Here is a 21,978-nt window from a genome sequence, read left to right as displayed (position 1 = left end):
CGCTGCGCCATCAACACCCCCAAAAATGCTGAATGCTGGAAAAAACTCCACTACCAACACAAATAAAAAGGGAGTTCTGATGAGTGCTATCTTGCTAACGCCTGAAAAAATGCTGGACGTTATTCCTGGTGAAGTAACGTTCAAAGGTACCGTCGACACGGCGCCAGATACCGGCATGTCGATCCGGGGCTATCGCTTTGACAAAACCGAAGTCAGCATCCCCTGCATGCGCGATTACGAATTGGTGAGGTGGAAATCGGGAACATCCAATCTTGGTTTCCATGATGGCAAGCAATGGCAAAAATGGTCCGTTGGCGATGACGACGTGACCATTTTGACTCGAGGCGAATCATCCAGGTGGTACTGGATGAACGATATCGAGGTCAGTCATATCTACATTTCGCAAGCGATGATGACGAAGGTCGCCAACGAAGTTTTTCAGCAGGATGTGGAGGGTGTTTTTGTCGATCACTGCCCCATGGTCAACGACGCGAAACTATCCAGGCTCATGGCAACCTATGAAATGGAATGCTTGAGTGGCGAGCCGGGCAGCAGCATCTTCGCCCAGACGCTGGAAATACAGATATGCGTTCATCTGCTGCGCCAGTATGTGCGGTGTGACCTGAGAGACAGCGAGCACGCGTCTCGCCTGACGAACATCAAACGCGACCAGCTTCAGCAATTCATCGATTCACACCTGTCCTGCTCCATTACGGTAAAAGACATGGCCGCCATCGTCGACTTGAGCCCGTCGTACTTTGTGCGTGTGTTCGGGGCTGTGTACGGGGTCTCGCCCCATCAATACGTTCAGTCGCGTCGCTTGAAAAAGGCCGAGCGGATCTTGTCCACGGTGCGCGATGTTCCGTTGAAAGCTGTCGCCATGGATTGCGGGTTCTCGGACCAAAGCCACATGACCCGACTGTTCCAGGAAAAACTGTTCATGACACCCAAGCAGTATCGAGAGAAAAACGTTTCCAGGCTTTTTTGCTCCTCGGCCTTGCAGTAACGTGCAGCACCTTCGTCGCACTGCAAGGACCTGTCGTTAAGTGAAACTCCATCAAATCAAGGCACTGGTAGCTATCCACCAAACCGGAAGTATCAGTGAAGCCTCCCAAATATTGCATGTCACTCAGCCAGCCATCAGCCGATCAATCAAAGACCTGGAGAGCGAACTGGGCCTGGCTCTGCTGCAGCGCTCTCACAGGGGAATGTCGCTCACCGATGAAGGGCGGCGCATCATTCGCCATGCACAGTTGACCGTCGAGAGCATGCGACGCCTGCAACTGGAGGCGGAAAACATAAGGGATATGCAGGTCGGTGAGGTCACCGTCGGTGTCACTTCGCTGACATCTGTGCTCAAGGGGTTGGGAGAATGCATCGCTGGGTTCCAGACGAAGAATCCGCGCGTTCGCATCCGCCTGGTCGACCTTCGTCCCAACCAGATGCTACAGCGCCTGCGGGACGGTACGCTGGATTTCGCTATCACCTCGCAACAGCATACGCAGAGACTTAACCTGGATTGGGAAGCGTTGAGCCGCATGAAGGGAGTGGTGGTCTGTCGAAAAAACAATCCTCTGCGCCACTCCCGCTCACTGCGCCAGTTGCAGTTTGCGAACTGGATCAGCCTCGATGCCATCGACGATCACTCATCTCAGTTCTATCAAATGTTCGAAGATAACGAGATTCCTCCACCGCAACGGATCACCGAGTGTTCATCGGTATTGCTGGCGCTTGATCTATTGCACCACGCCGATGCATTCATGACGCTCAGCGAAGCCGGAATGGCAAATACGCTACCCAAGGCGCTCAATGAAGACCTGATACAGGTCAATATCGAAGAAATCATCCCCGAGTACCCCATCTACCTGGTGTGTATTGATCGCAACGCTCTGACAACGACGGCTCGCGACCTTTACTACGCGATCAAGGACGTGATCTCCGAGAATCAGTCAATGGACTCCTCGCGCTAACGCGGACTCGACAAACTTAAGAAAACTGCAACGATATGCCTAATGGTTAAGTCTGGCTCGTTTCCGGGGGGCAGCGACCATTGCCTCACGATTATTGCTTTGAAACCCTGCAATTGTCCGCTCCGCAGCCTGATGCGACGACCGATTCACTGCCATCAAACAGTGCGCGTGATCGATAATCGGGCAATATCGCACCCAATTGACACCCTCTTCTGCTTGGGCGGCCAAGCATCATAACTAACGGTTAATCATCGAACAAAAGCGCAAGTGCGCAGTGGCAGTGTTTGCCGGATATTCGGGCAACAATAAAACTGTCACAGGAAAAATCGATGACTACTCTGCACGCGCCCCCTCTCCCCTGCACCGCTGCTCCACCCGTGAACGGTTCCAGGAAAGCCACAGTCGCTTGCGCTCTAGGTAATGCCCTGGAGATGTATGACTTCACGATTTACAGTTTCTTCGCAGTCGTGATCGCAAAGAATTTCTTTCCTGCGCAGTCGGCAACGGCATCGCTACTGATGTCTTTAGCCACCTTCGGCGTGGGTTTTCTCATGCGCCCGGTGGGTGCTGTGGTGATTGGGCGCTTCGCCGATCGCCGTGGCCGCAAAGCGGCGTTGAGCCTCACAATCAGCCTGATGACAGTCGGCACTGCGATGATTGCCTTCGCGCCGTCGTATCAGGACATTGGCTTGTTCGGCACGTTGATGCTGGTGGCTGGCCGCCTCATGCAAGGCTTTTCTGCGGGAGGTGAAGTCGGGACCGCGTCGGTGTATCTGATGGAGTCCAGTGCAACGGCAAACCGCTGTCGTAACGTCAGCTGGCAGGCAGCCAGCCAAGGCTACGCCGCCATGGTAGGTGCCGGACTCGGTTTACTGCTAAACAACACGTTGAGTGCCGAGGACCTCGAAAACTGGGGCTGGCGCATTCCCTTTTTACTGGGGCTGCTCATCGGTCCGCTAGGCTGGTACATCCGTCGCTTCCTGCCGGAAACCCACGAAGCCCAACCGACCAAACGCGACGGTCGGCTGCGCGATCACATCGACCTGCGCCACACCCTGCTGGCGATCGGCCTGATGGCCAGCGCCACCATTGGCATATACCTGTTCATTTTCTACATGCCCGCCTACCTGACGGTCACCTTGGGCTACCCGCAACGTAGTGCCTTGGTTATCGCCTGTGTAGCAAGTGCCTGCCTGGCTGTCATCACGCCCCTGGCCGGTCGCTTTGCCGATCGCCATGGCCTGCGCAAGAAGCTGCTGGTCTGGACGATAACCCTGCCCGTGCTACTGGCGTGGCCAGCCTTCTACTTGCTCAGCTTGAGCACCAATTTGTTTGTGGCGATGTTCGTCATCGCGATTCTGGTACTGCCAGGCTGCATCGGTTCGGGGGCGTTCTTCGCCCTGATCATGGAAGCCTTTCCAAAAAATCGCCGCGCGCTGGGCACCGCAGTCAGCTACAGCTTCGGGGTCACCTTGTTCGGCGGCTTCTCTCCATTGATCGCCACGTGGCTCACGACGGCTCTGGATACCCCCCAGGCGCCAGCGCTGTACCTGCTCGCCGGCGGCGCCATCAGTTTGGCCTGCCTGGCTGTATTCCCCGAAAACCCTGGTCGGGAGTGACCTGATGAATGCATTGACTCAAACCGTTGGCGAACTGGACCTGGATGCTTTTATCCAGCTGCGCCGGGACATCCACCAGAACCCTGAACTGGGCGCACACACCCCGCTGACCGCCGAGTTGGTGGCCAGCAAGCTCGAAGACTGGGGCTACGAAGTTCATCGCGGCATCGGTGGACATGGCGTGGTCGGCGTGCTGCGTCGAGGCAGCGGCACCCACCGATTGGGCCTGCGTGCCGACATGGATGCCCTGCCGATGCAGGAGAAAAACCGCTTCGCCCATGCCAGCCGAATCCAGGGACGCATGCACGCCTGCGGCCACGATGGCCATACCGCTATCCTGCTGGCTGCAGCGTGGCGAATCGCTCAGTCGCCCGACTTCAATGGCACGCTCAACCTGATTTTCCAGCCTGACGAGGAAGGCTTGAGCGGCGCCAAGGCCATGATGGATGACGGTCTTTTCAAACGCTTTCCTTGTGACGCGATCTTTGCCTTGCACAACTTGCCGGGAATACCGCTCGGCACCGCTGTGGTCCAGGCCGGTCCGACCATGGCCTCTTCGGAATGCGTGAGTGTGTTGATCAAAGGTCGCGGCGGTCATGGCGCAATGCCCGAACGCGCTGTCGATCCGATACCGGTGCTGGCCAGCATGATCAACGCGATCCAGACAGTGAAGTCGCGCAATCTCAGCGTTGATGAATACGCCGTGATCAGCATCGGCATGGTCGAGGCTGGCACCGTCTACAACATCATTCCCGACACGGCATCGATGCTGATCAGCGTGCGTACTGACACAGGGCAGACCGAACGCAAAATCAATCAGCGCCTGGCGGAAATCGCCCAAGGTCATGAACAGATGTTCGGCGTCGAAATCGAACTTGAAACCACGCAACTGGCGCCGGCGCTCGTCAATACGGCGGAGGAGACGGAGATGCTTCGCCAATGCCTGGAGCCGCTATTCAAGCCCGGCCACTTGTTGCCGCACGCTGCGAAGATCATGGCGACAGAAGACTTCGCGTGGATGTTGACTGAGGTTCCCGGCTGCTACTTCTTCCTGGGCAACGGCGAAGGCGAGTTTCATGGCTGCTCCGTGCATAACCCCCACTACGACTTCAATGACGAGTTGATTCGCATCGGCTCCGACTGCTGGCTGAAATTAGTGAGGGACTATCTCACCTGATTCCGCAGGCTTGGGGCCGTCTTCTTCGCTGCTTGATGACTTCGAAATGCTCGACCCCCTAAGCCACCTACCAACCATCTGAACGACCACCACCAGGCCGCCTGCTGCCTGGTGGACAAGTCGGGCCACGCCCTGCCCGCCTGATAACTCCATAACGATGACTCGGCGACTTTCTTCTTATCTGCCCTAAAAACAACAACAGGCAAAGTCTATGTATCGCACAGGTAATTTGGCGTTATTCACCGTCGGCTCGCTGGCGGTCACAGTTTGTACTTCCCAGATCCATGCTCAGGAACAAGGTTTCCTGCAAGACAGCTCACTGACGCTTAATGCCCGTCAGTGGTACTCACACGAGGTCGGCCACAAGGCCACCTACTTCAAACTGCAATCACCTGAGGGAGTACGCAAGTTGCGTGACCGTACTGCCTGGCTGGAAGGTTTCAGACTCGACTTCGTCTCCGGTTTTACGCAAGGGCCGGTGAAGTTTGGGCTGGATCTTTCGACCTTCTCGGCGGTGGCACTGGAGCGCAGCCGAGAAGCGGCGGCAGGCGGCAGTAATCGATTGTTGGTGAACCAGGACGGCGATGTGGTCGACGATTGGAGCAAGCTCGGCATCGCGGCGCTGAAGTTCAAAGTCGCCGACACACTGCTCAAGGTGGGCAGGCAGCAAGTCAGGACACCGATGATGTCCTACACCGACACCCGTACCTTGCCTTCATCGTTCAGTGGGGTGTCCCTGGAAAGCCATGACGTCGAAGGGTTGACGATCAAGTCTGGTTATTTTGACAAGGGCTCGCCGCGTACCGGAGCCGGAAGCCAGGACTTGAGCCCCACTTACGGTTCGCCTCTGGTGACCAGTGACTTTAACGCGTACGCCGGAGCCGACTATGTGTCGACAACTGGCTGGCGCAGCAGTGTTTATGTCTCTCGTTTCGACGATATTTGGGATCGAGAGTATTTGGGTCTGGGCAAGAAAACCAACTGGGGACCCGTTAACGTCGATGTGCAACTGGACGCCTATAACACCCGGTCGAATGGCCAAGAAATCGCCGGCAAAATCGACCAGCAAGCCTACGGTCTAAGTGTCACGCCCCAATGGCGCAACCACTCGCTGAAGATCGGCCTGCAGAAAATCAAGGGTGACGAGTATTTCGATTATCCTTTCGAATCCAATGCCATCAACCTGCCCAATACCATGATGTCCTTCTTCAACGGCCCCAATGAGCACTCGATCGGAGTGTTCTACAACAACGATTGGGTCGCTTATGGTCTACCAGGTCTCAAGACGACGCTCTGGTACATCAAGGGCATGGGCATCGACGGCAGTCATTACAACGGTGGCCCGAATGGCATCTACAACTCGGTACTCAAGCAACAGGGTGAAAGCCACTATGAAGTGGGCGTCAGTGCCAGCTACACCCTGCAATCCGGATCCTTCAAGGACATCAGCCTGATCACCAGCTATTCATCGCACCGTGCCAGTGAATATCAATTGGAAGGCAATCTTGATGAGTTCAGGCTTATCGTCAATGTACCGATCAAGCTGTTCTAGGTGATCACCTGACTTTGGCGAGCGGTTTCCCAATGACCAAAAAATCCCACTGACCGGTTAACGGTCAGTGGGATTGGGCCGCAGCATCAACAGGATCACCTGTTTGCTGAACCGGTACGCGCGGTTTCCATCAGTGACCGGCGCTTTGGCCTCCATCCACGTGCAGAATTTCCCCAGTGACAAAGTTGGCGCTGTCCAGGTACAGCACCGCCCCGACAATGTCTTGCACCTCGCCCATGTGGCCGACCGGATGCAGGCTGCCCAGAGCGGCGTGGCTTTCCTCACCATGCATCGGGGTCTTGATGATGCCCGGCGATACCGCGTTAACGCGGATGCCGCGCTTGGCGTACTCGATCGCCAGGGATTTGGTTGCGGCGTTCATGCCGCCTTTGGTCAGCGACGCCAGCACCGATGGCACGCCATCGATGGCGTGATCGACCAGCGTTGTAGTGATGCTGACCACATGTCCACCCTCACCTTGTTTCTCCATCTGGGCAATCGCCTGCTGCGACATGTGGAAGAAGCTGCCCATGTTGGTGGCCACGGTGTTTACGTAATCTTCGCGGGTATAGGCCGTGAACGGCTTGGCCAGGAAGATGCCGGCGTTGTTCACCAGAGTGTCAATGCGGCCGAAACGCGCTACGCCTTCGCGGATGACTTTCTCGGCAGTAGCCGGATCGGTAATGTCACCTGCGACGGTCAGGATGTCCGGATCGGATGACGGTTTGATGGAGCGCGAAGTCGCAACCACTTGATAGCCGAGTTGACGAAAACCTTCGACGATCCCTGCGCCCAGACCCTGGGATGCGCCAGTAACTACAACGACTTTTTTTGAATGGCTCATGATAATTCCTCGATAGAAGATGAAAGTAGTTTCAATGGAAAAGTTGGGCCGTCAGGCTGCCGTGGACTCTCGCGCCATTTGCCTGAGGACCTGTTCGTATTCCTCGACCGACTGTGATCCGGACACTAGATGACCACCGTTCAGCACCATGGCCGGGACCGAGTTGATGCCGCGTTGAAGGTAAAAACCTTCTAGCTCACTGATGTCGGTAGCGAACTCGCCGGTGCCCAGTATTTGCCGGGCGCGATCGGCGCAAAGTCCCGCTTCACCGGCCAGGCGCACCAGAGTTTCATGGTCGCTGGGGTTCTGACCGTCGGTGAAATACGCCTTTAGCAGGATGTTCTTCAGCGCAATCTGTCGACCTTCTTGCGCCGCCCAGAACAACAGCCTGTGAGCATCGAAGGTGTTGTAGAAATGGCTGCGTTTTGCCAGGTCGAACTCAAAGCCGATGGCCTTGCCGCGGGCGATCACCATGTCATTACGCGAGGCAACTTGCCCGGCGCTGCGGCCATACTTGCGCATCATGTGTGTGACTGCGTGTTCACCCTCGGCCGGCATATCCGGGTTGAGTTCGAAGGGTTTAAACGTCAGCTCGACGACGACTTCGCCGGCAAGATTGGCGATGGCCTGTTGCAAGGCCGTGGCGCCAAGCGCACACCAGGGGCACACGACATCCGACACAAAGTCAACTCTGACGGGCTTCATTACGTGGGCTCCGCCAGCGACTTGCGGTATTCGGTGGTGGTTATTCCAGCGTAGCCCCAGTTATCGGTATCCACTTCCTCGATCACGATATGCGTCAGGTGCGGATCCTTGTTGAGCACGGTCTCCATTGTTTTGGTGATCTCGGCGATGACCTGAGCTTTCTGTTCTTTGGTCACGCCGTCGCGGGTAATACGAACACTGATGAAAGGCATGGGAGAGTCTCCAGTTCGCTCCCCATCGGCATGATGAGGCGGCAAGTGGAATGAACTTTAGAAGGTTGCCTTGAATGAATAAATGCGAGGCCGGGTACATCATTTGTGACGCGATGTAATGAATCGGGTCGTTGCAACCTTTGCAGGGCCATGGCTCAACGTTATGCTTTCGCGCACTTCGCCCAATACTCAGTGTGATTAATATGAAGCGCCATTTTGATGACCTGCAGCTTGGAAGCATCGAGCTGTTTTGCCTCGCCTCGGAAACGGGCAGTTTTACGGCAGCAGCGCAGGTAGCCGGTGTTACGCCTGCGGCAGTAAGCCGTTCGATTTTGCGTCTTGAGGAGCGCTTGGGATCACGCCTGTTCGTGAGAACCACGCGCAGCATCCGGATGACTGAACCGGGGCGGGTGTTCTACGAACAGTGCCGACAAGCCCTGACTCAACTGGTGGAAGCGCAACAAGAAGTCATGGGCGCTCAATCGAAGCCTTCAGGACGGCTGCGCATCAGTCTCCCTACCACGTACGGGCACCACCGAATCCTGCCGCTTCTGCCGAAATTTCGAGCGCTTTATCCCGATGTCACCGTTGATATCCACTTGGGTAACCGAAATATCGACTTTGTGGCGGAGGGCTATGATCTGGCGATTCGGGTCCGGGCTCAACCGGACTCGAACCTGATTGCCCGCTTGCTCGAAGACGCAAAACTGGTGGTGGTCGCGACACCTGAATACCTGGCCAAGGCAGGCACGCCAACGACGCTGGATGATCTCGTCACTCACGAATGCATTCAATTTGAACTGCCCAGCAGTGGTCGACGCATCTCATGGCTGTTCAACGTCGAGGGCAAACAACGTGAGATCTTCGCTGAGGGCGGATATTGCTGTTCGGATGATGTGCTGGGCGGCGTTACCCTGGCCAAACACAGTGCTGGTCTCTTCCAGACTTACCAATTCATTGTCGAGCGAGAACTGGCCGACGGGACCCTCGTCGAGGTACTCCAACCCTACAATGGCCGCTCCAGGCCCTACACGCTTCTTTACCCCCATGGCCGCTACGTTCCTCAGCGGGTCCGGGCATTCGTCGACTTTCTGCTGCAGTATCGAACTGACTGGACGGCGACCTGAGCAAGGGCGGTAGTCTGCGCAGCCGGTCCTGTGCGTTCGCGCCTGATTCATCTAACGACCGGCGCATGTTCGGCCATCAAATCCATGACCCAATCGATAAATACCCGCACTTTGGCACTGACGTGGCGATTCGGCGGGAATGCCAGATACATGGGCATTGGCGCCATGTGCCAGTCCTCGAACAGCGGCAGCAGCTCGCCGCTGGCCAGGTGCGGTTTGGCCATGTACTCCGGTAGCCACAGCATGCCCAGACCCGCCAGGCCGGCGGCGAGGTACGCGTTGCCGTCGTCGACCGTCAGTTGCGGGCGGCCCTGGGCCTCGATACGTTCCTCCCCCCGTTGCATCGCGTACGGCAAGGATTTGCCGGTACGAAACCACAGAAAGCCAACAGTACTGTGCCTGCCTTCCTCCAGCTCACGGGGGTGCTCCGGCGTACCGAAGTGCCGCAAATAGCCGGGCGCTGCATAGATGCCGAGCTGCAGGTCGCCCACATGCCTTGCCACCAGTGACTGATCGGTGATCTCGCCGCCGCGCACCACGCAGTCGACGTTTTCACCAATGATGTCGACGATGCGATCGCTCACGCCCAGGTTCAGCTGGATTTCCGGGTAGCGTGCAAAGAACCCCGGCAAGGCGGGTATCAGCAGCATTCGCGCCAGCGGACTGGGTACATCCACCCGTAGCCGTCCGCGCGGTGTCATCGACGCGCTGGACAAGCTGGTCTCGGCGTCGTCCATATCGACCAGCAGCCTGATGACGCGCTCGTAGTAAACCGCACCATCGGCGGTGACGTTGACCTTGCGGGTGGTGCGGTTGAGCAGGCGTACGCGCAGCCTCGCTTCCAGTTGCTGAACGAGCTGCGTCACGGTGGTCTTGCTCATGTGCAGGGTGGCTGCCGCCTTGGTGAAGCTGCCGGTTTCCACCACTCGGGCAAAGGCCTGCATTGCATCGAACCGGTCCATTTAACGCCTCACTCGGGTCTGGATAGTTTGGATTCTACAAACAGTCATGACCAGCGTTGCCTGTTTATTGCGGTGGGTCATCTTTCTACAGTGGTTCCATCGTAAACAGCGGGCCGCGATGGCCCCGAAGGAAGTCTGCAATGACCAGCAAACGTGACGTCGTTTTCCCGCCTGACCGGCATGCACTGTACGAGCTCCATCGCTACTCGCCGGCGATTCGCTCCAACGGTTTTCTGTTCATATCCGGTCAGGTAGGCAGCCGCAAGGATGGCTCGGCCGAGCCGGACCTCGCAGCACAGGTTCGCCTGGCCTTCGCCAACCTCAACGCGATCCTGGCCGAAGCCGGCGGGAGTTTCGAGGATGTGGTGGACGCGACCATCTTCATGGTCGACCCCGGCTCGACATTCGAAACCATCTGGGAAGTAGCGGCCGATTACTGGGGCGAAGCGCCCTACCCGACAGTAACCGCTATCGGCGTGACCTGGTTGTCCGGCTTCGACTTCGAGATCAAGGTGATCGCCAAGCTCCCCCAGTAGATTCACCCAGGTCGTGAAATACCGTGATGGCGCAGTTTGCGATAGAGCGTATTTCGACTGATCCCCAGGCGAGCGGCAACACGGGCGATATGCCAGTGTTCCGCCTCGATCAACGTCAGCAGCGTCTGCCGCTCGGAAACGCCCAGTGGGTTTTCAGCCATCGCGACGGCCGGCGACTCTGGCGGCAGCAACTCCGCCAAATCGTCCATCGTCACACGCCCCTCCAACGCCAGCGCGACCAGGGTGCGCAGACACGTACGCAGCTGCCGGACGTTTCCCGGCCAAGGCTGCGTCAGCAAGCGCTCTCTAACGCCCGCGTCCAGCCGAATCCTGGCACCCGCCGCCTCTTCGCGCAGCAGCAGGTCGAGCAAACGGCCTTTGTCCGAACGATCCCGCAGCGCCGGAAGCGCCACGGCGAATCCGGCAACCCGATAGAACAGATCCTCGCGAAAACGCTTATCAGCGACACACGCCTGCAGATCCTGGTGGCTGGCACTGATGAGGCGCACGTCGAGGGGTTTTGCCGTCGCGCCCCCTAGCGGCACGACCTGCCGTTCCTCCAGCACGCGCAGAAAGCGGGTCTGTAACGCCAGCGGCATATCGGCGATTTCATCCAGGAACAGAATGCCGCCATGTGCCTGCTCAAGCTTTCCGATCATCCCGTCCTTGCGGGCGCCGGTGAAGCTGCCGCCGCGATAGCCGAACAGCTCGCTTTCGATCAGCGATTCGGGAATGGCCGCGCAATTGATCGCCACAAAAGGCTGGTTCGCGCGTGTGCTGGCGCGATGCAGTGCCGCGGCAAAGGCTTCTTTGCCGGTGCCGGTCTCCCCTTTCAAGAACACCGGAACGTCACGCTCCAGAACCCGCAGCGCACGAGCAAAACCGCGTTGCAAACGCGGGTCTTCCAGGCACACGCGCACGTCGTCGATTTTGGCGATCGCAGGAATGACGGACGGTGCCTGGCGCAAGGGCTCTCGCAACTGTCCGTAAAACAAACGCCCGTCAACCAGACGCACAGGCCAACAGACACTCGGCTGTGCGCTGGCCTGACTCATCATCTGTTCGATGGGCGTTTGCACAAGCGTTGTCAGCGATTGCCCGACCAAGTGATCGCGGTTGAGGCCCAAGAGGTCCAGCGCCGCCTGATTGACTGAACAGATACGGGCACTCTCGTCGAAACTGAGCAGGCCTTCACCCAACAGCCCGACGAAGCCTGCCTCAGGGTGAAACCGCAGTAAATATCGCTGAGGATCATGCCCCAGGAAGAAACAACTCTCGATCAACTTGGCTGACAGGTTGGTCAGCGCCATGGCTTGGAAGTGTTTCTGAAGACTGTGCTCCTCCCGCACCGAAGAGAGGTTCAGCACCGCGAGCAACTCGCCGCTCGCATCGAAAATAGGGCTGGCTGAACAGGTCAAGCCGACGTGCTTGCCACGAAAATGTTCATCACGACGGATGGTGACGTGCTGCCTCTCGACCAGGCAGGTGCCGACACCATTGGTACCTTCGTAATCCTCGCTCCAGACGGAGCCAAGCCACAGCCCGGAACGCTGGACCTCGGTACGCTCGGACTCGTTGAACACACTGTCGATCGCAACACCGCGAGCATCGGTGAGCAGCACCACGTGGCCGTCACGCCCGAGCTGCTGGTGCAAACTGCTCATCTGCCAATGCGCCTCGGCAATGATGTGTTCCAGTGGCGCACGGTGATCCTGCAAACGGGGTTGTTCAACCACATTAGGCGCGCGGCGGCTGGCGGGATCGAGCTGATACTGATCCAGGCAGCGGCGCCAGGATCGCGTGATAGCCAGGTCAGCAGCAGCGCTGTGGCTGGCAATACTACCCTGCACGGCTTGGAGCACTTGTTGTGCATGGGCGTTGATCAAGGCCGGCTTCATTGTTCTTGTTCTCCGCTGCTTTTAGGACACGGGGGCTGATCGCAGCTTATATGAAAAGACCGCCACGAGCGCTTTTTGCGCCGGGTGACACTCTGTCATCCGCCATTCCCGAATTCGTGACAGTGTTTCGAGCCAACGCTTCAACCAAACGCCAGCAGCCGCTCTGCAACGCGGCTTTCAAGAAGATGGCCCGGGACTTGCCATGGTGTCAGTCGTTACAAAAACAACAAGAACGGGAGAGCTCATGAACATCGCTATCGAATCACCTGTGCAAACGCCGACTGAACAGCTTGCGGCTTGGGTAGAACACCTCGGTCAGCGCCTCGCCCAACGTGATGTGGACGGCGCACTCGAACTGTTTGCCGACGAGTGTTACTGGCGCGACCTGCTGCTTTTCAGCTGGAATCTGGTAACCCTGGAAGGCAAACCTGCCCTGCGCGACATGCTTGAAACACGCCTCGACCAGACTCGCCCTGCAGGGTGGAAAGTGGAAGGTGAGGCGACGCTGAAGGACGGCGTGCTCGAAGGCTGGATCAGCCTGGAAACCGATGCGGCGCGAGGTAAAGGTTACGTGCGCCTGAGGGATGGCCTGTGCTGGACGCTGCTGACGACCATGCGCGAACTCAAAGGCTTTGAAGAACCCAGCGGTCGCCGCCGTCCGATGGGGGCCAATCATGGTCACGCCCACGCCGACAAACGCAACTGGCTGGAGCGTCGACGGGATGAAGAAGCGTCGCTGGGCATCACCACCCAACCTTATTGCCTGATCGTGGGCGGTGGCCAGGGTGGGCTGGGCCTCGCTGCACGGCTGAAGCGAATGGGCGTGCCAACGCTAATCGTCGATAAGGCTGAGCGTCCCGGCGATCAGTGGCGCGGTCGCTACAAGTCGCTGTGCCTGCACGACCCGGTCTGGTATGACCACATGCCTTACCTGCCCTTCCCCGATCACTGGCCCGTCTTCACACCGAAAGACCAGATCGGCGACTGGCTGGAGATGTACACCAAAGTCATGGAGCTGAATTTTTGGCCGCGTACGGAATGCGTAAGCGCCAGCTTTGATAACCACAGCGGCACCTGGAAGGTTGAAGTGCTGCGCGATGACGAGCCCGTCACCTTGCAGCCTGCCCAGTTGATCCTCGCCACCGGCATGTCAGGCGTTCCAAACATCCCCAAGTATCCGGGTGCCGAAGTTTTCGAGGGTCAGCAACATCACTCCAGCCGCCATCCCGGTGGAGACGCCTGGCGTGGAAAGCGCGCGGTGGTGATCGGTGCGAACAATTCGGCTCACGACATCTGCGCCGACCTGGTGGAGAACGGCGCCGAGGTGACCATGGTGCAACGTTCGAGCACCCACATCGTGCGCTCCGACAGTTTGATGGACCTCGTCTTCGGCGGGCTCTACTCAGAAGATGCCTTGGAGACGGGGTTGACCACGGACAAGGCCGACATGCTTTTCGCTTCGATCCCGTACAAGGTCATGCCGGGCTTTCATCAACCGGTCTTTGACGCCATCAAGGAGCGTGACAAGGTGTTCTACGAGCGTCTGGCCAAAGCCGGTTTCATGCTCGACTTCGGTGACGACGATTCGGGTCTTTTCATGAAGTACGTACGCCGTGGTTCGGGTTATTACATCGACGTCGGCGCCTCGGAACTGATCGCTAATGGCACGATCAAGCTCAAGAGCGCGCGAGGCCTGGGTGTCGAGCGCATCGAAAAAGACGCCGTCCTGCTCAATGACGGCAGCCGACTGCCGGCTGATCTGATCGTCTACGCCACGGGCTATGGTTCCATGAATGGTTGGGCGGCGAAGCTGATTTCCCAGGAAGTCGCTGACAAGGTTGGTCGCTGCTGGGGCCTGGGTTCCGGGACCACGAATGATCCTGGTCCGTACGAGGGCGAATTGCGCAACATGTGGAAGCCGACACAGCAGGCAAACCTCTGGTTCCACGGTGGCAACCTGCATCAGTCACGGCATTATTCGCTGTATCTGGCGCTGCAGCTGAAAGCGCGCTTCGAAGGCATCGACACTTCTGTCTACGGGCTGGCGGAGAGTCACCACAAGGGCTGAGCCCAATGGCGCCCAGCCGTGGTTGGGCGCCTCTCCCCACTTGTCTCAATCGCAGAAAACAACCTTTCCCGCCTCCCGCATGAAAATCTCGACGGTTTTGGGACCAATCCCTTCGAAGGCGCAAAGACGCTTTTCGAACTCCTTACGATTAGTGCTGGCCTTTACGATGTTGCCGACTTTTCCAGCGTACTCATCGTTGAGTTTATGAGCCAATGCCAGTAAGCGCGACGCCGTGGTTTCGTCGTATCGCACGTAATGCGCTTCACCGAGCATCGCAACCAATTCGCGGTGCGTGCAGTTGGCGAGTTTTCGAGGCGTATCGCGCTGATGTTTATCGACGACAACCTGATAAGCCTTGGCGGCAATCGGTCCCTGAATGCGTTTGCCCATCAGAAAACTGGCGATCAACCACTTGAACAAACCTTCTTCGTTCGCGTCATCGAGTCTGATGTGCAGATCCGTCGCGCTGATGATTGTCGACATTAGGCACGCTCTTCAAGCAGGAGGCAGCGACCCGCACAATCAAGGTACGAGCAACGCTTCATGGACTTCTATTGACGGAATGAATCCATCGATACGCTGGCTAGCCAGCCAGCTTCTGGTTTTACTCACGTCGAAAATCTGTCCCTGCTCCATCAGCGTCAAGATGAGCTCATCCGAAACCCGGTAGCGCCCGCAGTCCGGACAGTCTCTTTCCTCCCATGGGCCTGCGCATTGAATGCGCTGAGCGACACCTACACAGATAAGACAATTCATCTTCATCACCTTTTTTATAGCGGTACCCGACACTTCGTGTGTCGCTTGCAACAGCCCACGAACGGACACCTGTCGGTTACTCTGATGAAGCTCGTGTTTGATCGACTAAAAACAATGGATGAAGTTCGTTGCGCTGACGCTTTCAGTACAAACAGGTCGTATCCATACGCATTCGGCGTGATCGGGCAGTGAACTCGATGCCTACTTTCCAGGGTGATAGTCCTCCCCCGACCAGGACCCCGGATTAGGTTTACAGGGGATGACCAGAGGTTCAAATGCTGCACAAAGAAGACGTTTGCTGATGACAAAAAAACAGGAAAGGCCAAAAAACTCAGGCGCCTGCGATTACCTCGAAAACGTTTTGAATTTTTTTTGACGCACTCACTCTTTTGTCCATGAGCATAAGGAGGACCTCATGAACACTGATCTTTTCGTCATTGAATACAAGCTCCACGGCGAGCCGAAGTCCTTCATCATCCGGGCGAAGACGATGCGCAATGTGGACGCCTGGCATTGGGCGAGTTGTGATGCAGGATTAGCGCCCATACCCAAACCAGGACGACCGCCGCTGAAGGTCGTGTCCAAACCCATGGCTGAAAAATATGGGGTGACTGACGTCAGGTGGCGCGCTTCCGCGACTCTGGACTGGACGGAGGTTTCAACGTCATGAGTGCGTACATTTCAAACGACATTGGGCAGCCTGGATGGCATCCCTGAGTCAGCGCGTTTCTTTGAGGCGATCGACGGGATGCGTTCGCCTCAACCCAATGCCGTGTCAAGAAACATCATGACCCCGAACCCCAGCATCAGTCCCAACGTCGCGTAGGTTTCGTGACCGTTACGGTGCGTCTCGGGAATAACCTCATGGGAGACCACAAAGATCATCGCGCCCGCGGCGAGGCCTAACGCAACGGGATAACCCAGCGCAAAACCTGAAGAAATGCCAAGGCCGACGACTGCCCCTAGAGGCTCCATCAATCCTGAACCGACAGCGATTAACGCAGCGCGCAGTGTGGAGATGCCGGTCACTCGCAACGCCAACGCAACAGCAAGGCCTTCCGGAATGTCCTGAATGGCGATTGCCGTGGTCAACGGCAAGCCCACCTTCATATCCCCGTTGGCGAAACTGACCCCGATGGCCATGCCCTCGGGCAGGTTATGCAGCGTAATGGCCAGGACGAAAAGCCATACGCGATTGAAGCGCTGAGCGTCCGGGCCTTTGCGTCCGCTCTCCAGATGCTCGTGGGGGACAAACCGCTCCAGTCCAATCATCAGTGCGACACCCAACCCCAATCCGGCCACCACGACACACGCGGCCAACAGCTTGTTATCGCAAATAGCCCGGGCCGCTTCGATACCTGGAAGGATGAGTGAGAAGGAGCTCGCAGCCAGCATCATGCCGGCCGCAAAGCCCAGCATGGTGTCTTGAGTCCGTGCGGTGATATCGCGCAGGACCACCGCTACCACGGCACCGAGTGCCGTCGCGCCAAAACCGGACAAGCCCCCAAGAAAGGCATAGTGCAGGTTGACCCGATTCGCCCCGGTAAAGGCGCTGTATCCACTGATCAGCAACAGCACGCTGACGCCGACCAGCGTTGACCAGAAAACGATACCCATCCAACCGCCGCTTTTTTCCAGGTCAAACCCGGAGCTCCATGATGTTTTGTCAGGCGATGATGGTTCAGACATGTGGCCTCCTACTTACCATTGAAACGCTTGCGAGAGTTGCTCGATGTCGCTGTCAGGATTTGCTTCGACATGCGCTTTGCTTCTCGCTCAAAGGACAGTGCCGTGCTGCTGAACAGTAAGGAAAAGCCCTCTGCCGAATCCGAAGAAACGCCCTTGGAATGTGCATTCATTTTCATTCACCTCGTTGTTTGAAGAACAGAAACACCGCACGCCTTCGTGGCGTGCGGTGCACGTCATCATGAGTCTTCACGCCCTTGGGCACCTGCGCCCAGATCGGCCCCTGTGATGGGATTGCTTTCCGGATCAGACATCGTTCGAGCTTTCATAGCCATCAGCAGTTCTTCATCTTCTGCACTCAACTCGACACTGGCAGTGCCATCCCCACCGTCGACTGCAGGGGCTGGCTCTTCCACATAATCCCAGTCGTCACCTTCGTTCCATGGCCCACGCATGCTTTCTGCGCCCTGGGACATGTTGAAATACACGTTGGTGAATTCAGGCATGCCTGGCAGCTTGCCTTGGGGGAAGTTGGGCTGAATGGAGTGCAGGGCTTTTTCGAAGGACAGCTGATGCGCAATTTCTCTGGTCATGAGAAACCCGAGCGCTTCTTTGACGCCTGGATCATCGGTGACGTTCATTAGCCGCTCGTACACAATCTTGGCCCGTGCTTCAGCGGCAATATTGGAGCGCATATCGGCGGTAGGTTCACCAATGGTGTCAACGTAAGCGGCAGACCATGGCACGCCGGCGGAGTTGGTGAGCGGCGCACCGGCGCCGTACAACAGGCTGGTGATGTGCGAGTCGTTTCCCGCACCATTGATCGCACGGTACAGCTCGCCTTCTTCTTCAACGCCTTCGGCCAATCGACCTTTGGCGCCCTTGTTGAGCATCACGATGATCGATCCTACGATCTCAAGATGACTGAGCTCTTCAGTAGCAATGTCCATCAGCAGATCCTTTCTGCCTGGATCATCTTCGGCCAACGCCTGGGTGAAGTACCTCGACGCAGCCGCCAGTTCACCCTGGGCCCCGCCAAACTGTTCAAGTAAAAGATTGGCCAACCCCGGGTTAGGTTGGGCCACGCGCACGGTGTATTGAAGTCGCTTGTTATGTAAAAACATGACGAATCTCCTCAGGCCTAAAAGGCGCCGATACTCATTAGGTGATTCACCGAATGCGACGCCCACAGTCATGTGAAGGCGATGCCCTTTCGAAAATTTTATAAAGATCGGTAACTCGCGACAGACGGCGTTTGCTACTGCCGTTCGGGCTGATTGATCCCCAGTCGTCGGCTATCCGGCCCCTGACTTAAAACTTTTACGGGCTCGTTCATCTCAACCGCTGTCTCGCCAAAATCCTTACGGGAAACCGGCCAGTTGATCGACATTCTTTACGATAGGCAGACGCTTTCGTTCTGCGCGGAAATCGTCCGGTGGCAGCGAAATCAGCGAAAAACTCCCTGCCCATTGCGGCATCGCTGGACGAAAATCCGGCTATTTTCACACCCTTCGATGCGCCAATTCAGACGATAAACACGCGGGCAATGAACTGCAGAAGCCGAACTAAGAACTCGTGGATGAAGATTGAGCGCTGTATCGCTATCTATTTAGTACATTGTTAATTAATGAACTCTAACGAGCGCTAGTTAAGAACTAGTTGCATTGTAGAACAATTATTTTTCCGAGATTTTTTGAACCTTTTAAACACCGTTTTGCCTGATCGTGCACAAGGGGCAACGGCACCTTTTTAATCCAGAACTTAAACCAATACGAACAGACAAGATGAAAAAATTAGTGACTGCTGCACTGCTACTTTCCTGTATGACATTGGGCGTACAGGCCGCTGAATTGTCCGGTGCCATTGGCGCAACCAGTCAAGGCGGAATGACGGCCAGAGCGGGCCTGGGTTTCGACTGGGATAAATCCTGGATGCAAAGTTCTACTGGCAAGTTAACGGGTTACTGGGACTTGGGTTACACCTACTGGGAATCGGGAGAGGAAGCTGGCGGCCGTCACTCCTTGTCTTTCGCGCCGGTGTTTGTATACGAGTTCGGCCAAGGTAATATCAAGCCGTTTATTGAAGCAGGTATAGGTGTCGCCCTGTTCTCCGGAACGAGTGCGGGTGATCAGCAGTTTGGATCGTCCTTCAACTTTGAAGATCGGCTCGGCGCAGGTTTGAAGATTGGCGATACACAGCGCGTCGGTGTAAGAGCCATTCACTATTCCAATGCCGGCATTAAACAACCGAACGATGGTATTGAATCCTACTCGTTGTTTTATAGCCACTCTATTTGAGTGTTAAGTGAATCGTGGCGAGGGGATTCATCCCCGTTCGGCTGCGCAGCAGTCGTTGAACCATCACACGCGGTGTACCTGATACACCTCAGTTGCTGGTTTTACGACTGCTTCGCAGCCGAACGGGGATGAATCCCCTCGCCACAGTGTTTGCTCACTCAATGCGTAAGCGCATAACGACGTCAATGCTCAAGACGAATTGCAACCCATGGATCGATAAGCCCGAAGGTCGCGATCCAGGAAGGTGCCGCGTCGAGTACGCAGCACAAGCCCTGCAAATATCCTGAACTGTTGCGCGCGCCGGGCTTCTATCGATAGACCGCGTTGGTCATTCATCCAACCTAATTCTTCTTCGGAGTGCTTGATCATGTCTGATCAAACAGCGAGCGACAGTGCATCAAGCCAGGAACGTCCCGCCAGCCGCGTCAGCGAGGGCCTGCCCTATCCGCTCGGCGCGACGTGGGACGGGTCAGGTGTCAACTTTGCAATTTTTTCCGCCAATGCCACAAAGGTTGAACTGTGCCTGTTCGACGCGGACGGCCAGGAAGAAATCGAGCGCATCGTGCTGCCGGAATTCACCAACGAAATATGGCATGGGTACCTGCCTGACGCCCGCCCTGGGACGCTGTATGGCTATAGAGTGCATGGCCCTTACGAGCCGGCCAATGGTCATCGTTTCAACCACAACAAACTGTTGATCGACCCGTACGCCAAGCAGATCTCCGGTGAGCTGAAATGGGACGATGCCTTGTTCGGCTATACCGTCGGCCATGAGGACGGCGATTTGTCATTTGATGAACGTGACAGCGCACCGTTCATGCCTCGCTGCCGAGTCATCGATCCTGCGTTCACCTGGGGCAATACGGCAAAGCCGAATGTGCCATGGGAAAACACGGTTTTTTATGAGACCCATGTCCGCGGCTTCACCATGCGCCACCCCTCGGTGCCGGAATCTGAACGCGGCACCTTTGCGGCCTTTCATCAAAATGATGTCGTTGAATACATCCGTTCTTTGGGTGTGACATCGGTGGAATTGATGCCCGTGCACTATTTCCTCGATGATAATCATCTGCTGGAAAAAGGCCTGCGCAACTTCTGGGGCTACAACACGCTGGGCTTCTTTGCTCCCCATGCTCGCTACATGGCCGGACAGTCCATCGGCGAATTCAAAGTCATGGTGTCGCGTTTCCACAAGGCGGGGTTGGAAGTGATTCTGGATGTGGTTTACAACCACACCGCCGAGGGCAATGAAATGGGCCCTACCCTGTCACTCAAGGGCATCGACAATGCCAGCTACTACCGATTGATGCCCGACGACGCCCGCTATTACATCAATGACACCGGTACCGGCAACACGCTCAACATGAGCCATCCTTGCGTCTTGCAGATGGTCACCGATTCCTTGCGGTATTGGAGCTCGGAGATGGGCGTGGACGGGTTTCGATTCGACCTGGCCACTATCCTGGCTCGGGAACCAGACGGGTTCAGCGAGGGTGGCGGGTTCCTTGATGCCTGTCGCCAGGACCCGGTGCTCGCCAAGGTGAAGCTGATTGCCGAACCATGGGACTGCGGCCCTGGGGGTTACCAGGTCGGCAATTTCCCGCCCGGCTGGATGGAGTGGAACGACAAGTTCAGGGACATCTCCCGTGCGTTCTGGAAAGGCGACGACGAAATGCTCGGTGACTTTGCCAAGATATTTTTGGGCTCGGGTGACCAGTTCAATCGACGCGGCCGCAAGCCCGCCTCCTCCGTAAACTTCATTACGGCCCACGATGGCTTCACCCTGAATGACCTGGTCTCGTACAACGAGAAGCACAACGAGGCCAATGGCGAAGACAACCGTGACGGGCACTCCGATAACAGGTCGTGGAACTGTGGTGTCGAGGGGCCGACTGAAGACCCTGCGATCATCGAGCTGCGTTATCGGCAGATGCGCAATCTCCTGGCCACGCTGTTCCTTTCCCAAGGCACGCCCATGCTCCTGGCCGGCGACGAATTCGCTCGCACCCAAGGTGGCAGCAACAACGCCTATTGCCAGGACAGTGAGATCGGTTGGGTCGATTGGAACGTGAGTGAGAAAAGCAGCGAGCTCCAGGAGTTTGTCAGGTACCTGATCGATCTGCGCAATCGCTATCCCCTGCTGCGTCGCAACCGCTTTTTCACCGGAGAGTATGACGAAGGCCTGGGTGTGAAAGACGTGAGCTGGATCCAGCCGAACGGTGAAGAAATGGGCATGGAGCAGTGGCAAGACGGCAGCAATCGTTGCATGGGCATCCTGCTGGACGGTCGCACTCAAACCAGCGGCATTCGCCGTGAGGGCGTCGACCATTCGCTGCTGATCATCGTAAACGCGCACCACGATGTGGTGAGTTTCAAGCTCCCGGAAGTCCCCCAGGGCAAACAATGGGTGCTTGAACTTGATACCAACCAGGCAGATCTCGACCCGGGCGAATTGTTTTCTTTCGGCGATGAGTATCAGGTAACCGGGCGTTCAGTGCTGATGTTCGAACTGAAAAAACCGGCGACTAAAAGAAGGAAGTAGGCACTCAACCAGGCCTAAACACGATCC

Annotated in this window: 19 protein-coding genes; 11 read left to right on the top strand and 8 right to left on the bottom strand. The window is 56.8% G+C overall.

The features are described 5' to 3' along the window. Window positions 1-79: 79 nt before the first annotated feature. From ACA063_RS14210 to ACA063_RS14190, 5 genes are all read left to right on the top strand, one after another. Window positions 80-1,006 (top strand): helix-turn-helix domain-containing protein, encoded by a 927-nt coding sequence (locus ACA063_RS14210; protein WP_497666389.1) that lies wholly within the window; start codon window positions 80-82, stop codon window positions 1,004-1,006. 40 nt (window positions 1,007-1,046) lie between these two features. Beyond that, the gene (locus ACA063_RS14205) at window positions 1,047-1,970 is read left to right on the top strand and encodes a LysR family transcriptional regulator (RefSeq protein ID WP_497666388.1); all 924 of its coding nucleotides are present in this window, start codon (window positions 1,047-1,049) and stop codon (window positions 1,968-1,970) included. A gap of 329 nt (window positions 1,971-2,299) precedes the next feature. After that, window positions 2,300-3,589, top strand: coding sequence for an MFS transporter (locus ACA063_RS14200; RefSeq protein ID WP_497666387.1), 1,290 nt, complete (start codon window positions 2,300-2,302; stop codon window positions 3,587-3,589). Between the two features lie 4 nt (window positions 3,590-3,593). Beyond that, window positions 3,594-4,766: a M20 aminoacylase family protein gene (locus tag ACA063_RS14195; RefSeq protein ID WP_497666386.1), complete on the top strand. Its 1,173-nt coding sequence runs from the start codon at window positions 3,594-3,596 to the stop codon at window positions 4,764-4,766. 211 nt (window positions 4,767-4,977) lie between these two features. Beyond that, window positions 4,978-6,318: an OprD family outer membrane porin gene (locus ACA063_RS14190; RefSeq protein WP_497666385.1), complete on the top strand. Its 1,341-nt coding sequence runs from the start codon at window positions 4,978-4,980 to the stop codon at window positions 6,316-6,318. 130 nt (window positions 6,319-6,448) lie between these two features. On the opposite strand, the gene ACA063_RS14185 is transcribed toward ACA063_RS14190, so the two are convergent. Genes ACA063_RS14185 through ACA063_RS14175 form a run of 3 tightly spaced genes read right to left on the bottom strand, consistent with a single transcriptional unit; the run spans window position 6,449 to window position 8,079 of the window. Continuing rightward, window positions 6,449-7,162 (bottom strand): SDR family NAD(P)-dependent oxidoreductase, encoded by a 714-nt coding sequence (locus ACA063_RS14185; RefSeq protein WP_497666384.1) that lies wholly within the window; start codon window positions 7,160-7,162, stop codon window positions 6,449-6,451. Between the two features lie 51 nt (window positions 7,163-7,213). After that, window positions 7,214-7,867 carry a DsbA family oxidoreductase gene (locus tag ACA063_RS14180; RefSeq protein WP_497666383.1) on the bottom strand — a complete coding sequence of 218 codons (654 nt, stop codon included), beginning with the start codon at window positions 7,865-7,867 and terminating at the stop codon, window positions 7,214-7,216. After that, entirely contained in the window at window positions 7,867-8,079 is a 213-nt protein-coding gene (locus tag ACA063_RS14175; protein ID WP_194693165.1) for a tautomerase family protein, read from the bottom strand. Before ACA063_RS14175 ends, ACA063_RS14180 begins: the two co-directional genes overlap by 1 nt. 203 nt (window positions 8,080-8,282) lie before the next feature. Here ACA063_RS14175 and ACA063_RS14170 point away from each other — a divergent pair, with 203 nt between their 5' ends. Further along, on the top strand, window positions 8,283-9,206 hold the full coding sequence (locus ACA063_RS14170; RefSeq protein ID WP_497666527.1) for a LysR family transcriptional regulator: 924 nt from the start codon (window positions 8,283-8,285) through the stop codon (window positions 9,204-9,206). Window positions 9,207-9,253: 47 nt separating this feature from the next. On the opposite strand, the gene ACA063_RS14165 is transcribed toward ACA063_RS14170, so the two are convergent. Continuing rightward, window positions 9,254-10,168 (bottom strand): LysR family transcriptional regulator, encoded by a 915-nt coding sequence (locus ACA063_RS14165; protein WP_497666382.1) that lies wholly within the window; start codon window positions 10,166-10,168, stop codon window positions 9,254-9,256. A 140-nt stretch (window positions 10,169-10,308) separates the two neighbouring features. Between ACA063_RS14165 and ACA063_RS14160 the strand changes: the two genes are divergently transcribed. Then, window positions 10,309-10,704, top strand: a complete 396-nt coding sequence (locus ACA063_RS14160) for a RidA family protein (protein WP_497666381.1) — start codon at window positions 10,309-10,311, stop codon at window positions 10,702-10,704. Between the two features lie 2 nt (window positions 10,705-10,706). Here ACA063_RS14160 and ACA063_RS14155 read toward each other — a convergent pair whose 3' ends face one another. After that, on the bottom strand, window positions 10,707-12,602 hold the full coding sequence (locus ACA063_RS14155) for a sigma-54-dependent Fis family transcriptional regulator (RefSeq protein ID WP_497666380.1): 1,896 nt from the start codon (window positions 12,600-12,602) through the stop codon (window positions 10,707-10,709). A gap of 244 nt (window positions 12,603-12,846) precedes the next feature. Between ACA063_RS14155 and ACA063_RS14150 the strand changes: the two genes are divergently transcribed. After that, window positions 12,847-14,670 (top strand): NAD(P)-binding domain-containing protein, encoded by a 1,824-nt coding sequence (locus tag ACA063_RS14150; RefSeq protein ID WP_497666379.1) that lies wholly within the window; start codon window positions 12,847-12,849, stop codon window positions 14,668-14,670. Window positions 14,671-14,715: 45 nt separating this feature from the next. Here ACA063_RS14150 and ACA063_RS14145 read toward each other — a convergent pair whose 3' ends face one another. Further along, the gene (locus ACA063_RS14145) at window positions 14,716-15,153 is read right to left on the bottom strand and encodes an HhH-GDP family DNA glycosylase (protein WP_497666378.1); all 438 of its coding nucleotides are present in this window, start codon (window positions 15,151-15,153) and stop codon (window positions 14,716-14,718) included. A gap of 688 nt (window positions 15,154-15,841) precedes the next feature. Between ACA063_RS14145 and ACA063_RS14140 the strand changes: the two genes are divergently transcribed. After that, window positions 15,842-16,096, top strand: a complete 255-nt coding sequence (locus tag ACA063_RS14140) for a DUF6555 family protein (protein WP_497666377.1) — start codon at window positions 15,842-15,844, stop codon at window positions 16,094-16,096. An 89-nt stretch (window positions 16,097-16,185) separates the two neighbouring features. On the opposite strand, the gene ACA063_RS14135 is transcribed toward ACA063_RS14140, so the two are convergent. Together ACA063_RS14135 and ACA063_RS14130 are read right to left on the bottom strand one after the other, a co-directional pair. Continuing rightward, the gene (locus ACA063_RS14135; RefSeq protein WP_497666526.1) at window positions 16,186-17,043 is read right to left on the bottom strand and encodes a ZIP family metal transporter; all 858 of its coding nucleotides are present in this window, start codon (window positions 17,041-17,043) and stop codon (window positions 16,186-16,188) included. Window positions 17,044-17,351: 308 nt separating this feature from the next. Continuing rightward, complete coding sequence (locus ACA063_RS14130) at window positions 17,352-18,236, bottom strand: manganese catalase family protein (RefSeq protein WP_497666376.1); 885 nt, start codon at window positions 18,234-18,236, stop codon at window positions 17,352-17,354. 660 nt (window positions 18,237-18,896) lie between these two features. On the opposite strand from ACA063_RS14130, the gene ACA063_RS14125 reads away from it, so the two are divergent. Together ACA063_RS14125 and glgX are read left to right on the top strand one after the other, a co-directional pair. Next, window positions 18,897-19,409, top strand: a complete 513-nt coding sequence (locus ACA063_RS14125; RefSeq protein ID WP_497666375.1) for an acyloxyacyl hydrolase — start codon at window positions 18,897-18,899, stop codon at window positions 19,407-19,409. A gap of 367 nt (window positions 19,410-19,776) precedes the next feature. Next, entirely contained in the window at window positions 19,777-21,951 is a 2,175-nt protein-coding gene (gene glgX, locus ACA063_RS14120) for a glycogen debranching protein GlgX (RefSeq protein WP_497666374.1), read from the top strand. Window positions 21,952-21,978 lie beyond the last annotated feature (27 nt).

This window comes from Pseudomonas sp. LBUM1643, assembly GCF_059716215.1.
This window is presented reverse-complemented; position numbering and strand designations above follow the sequence as displayed.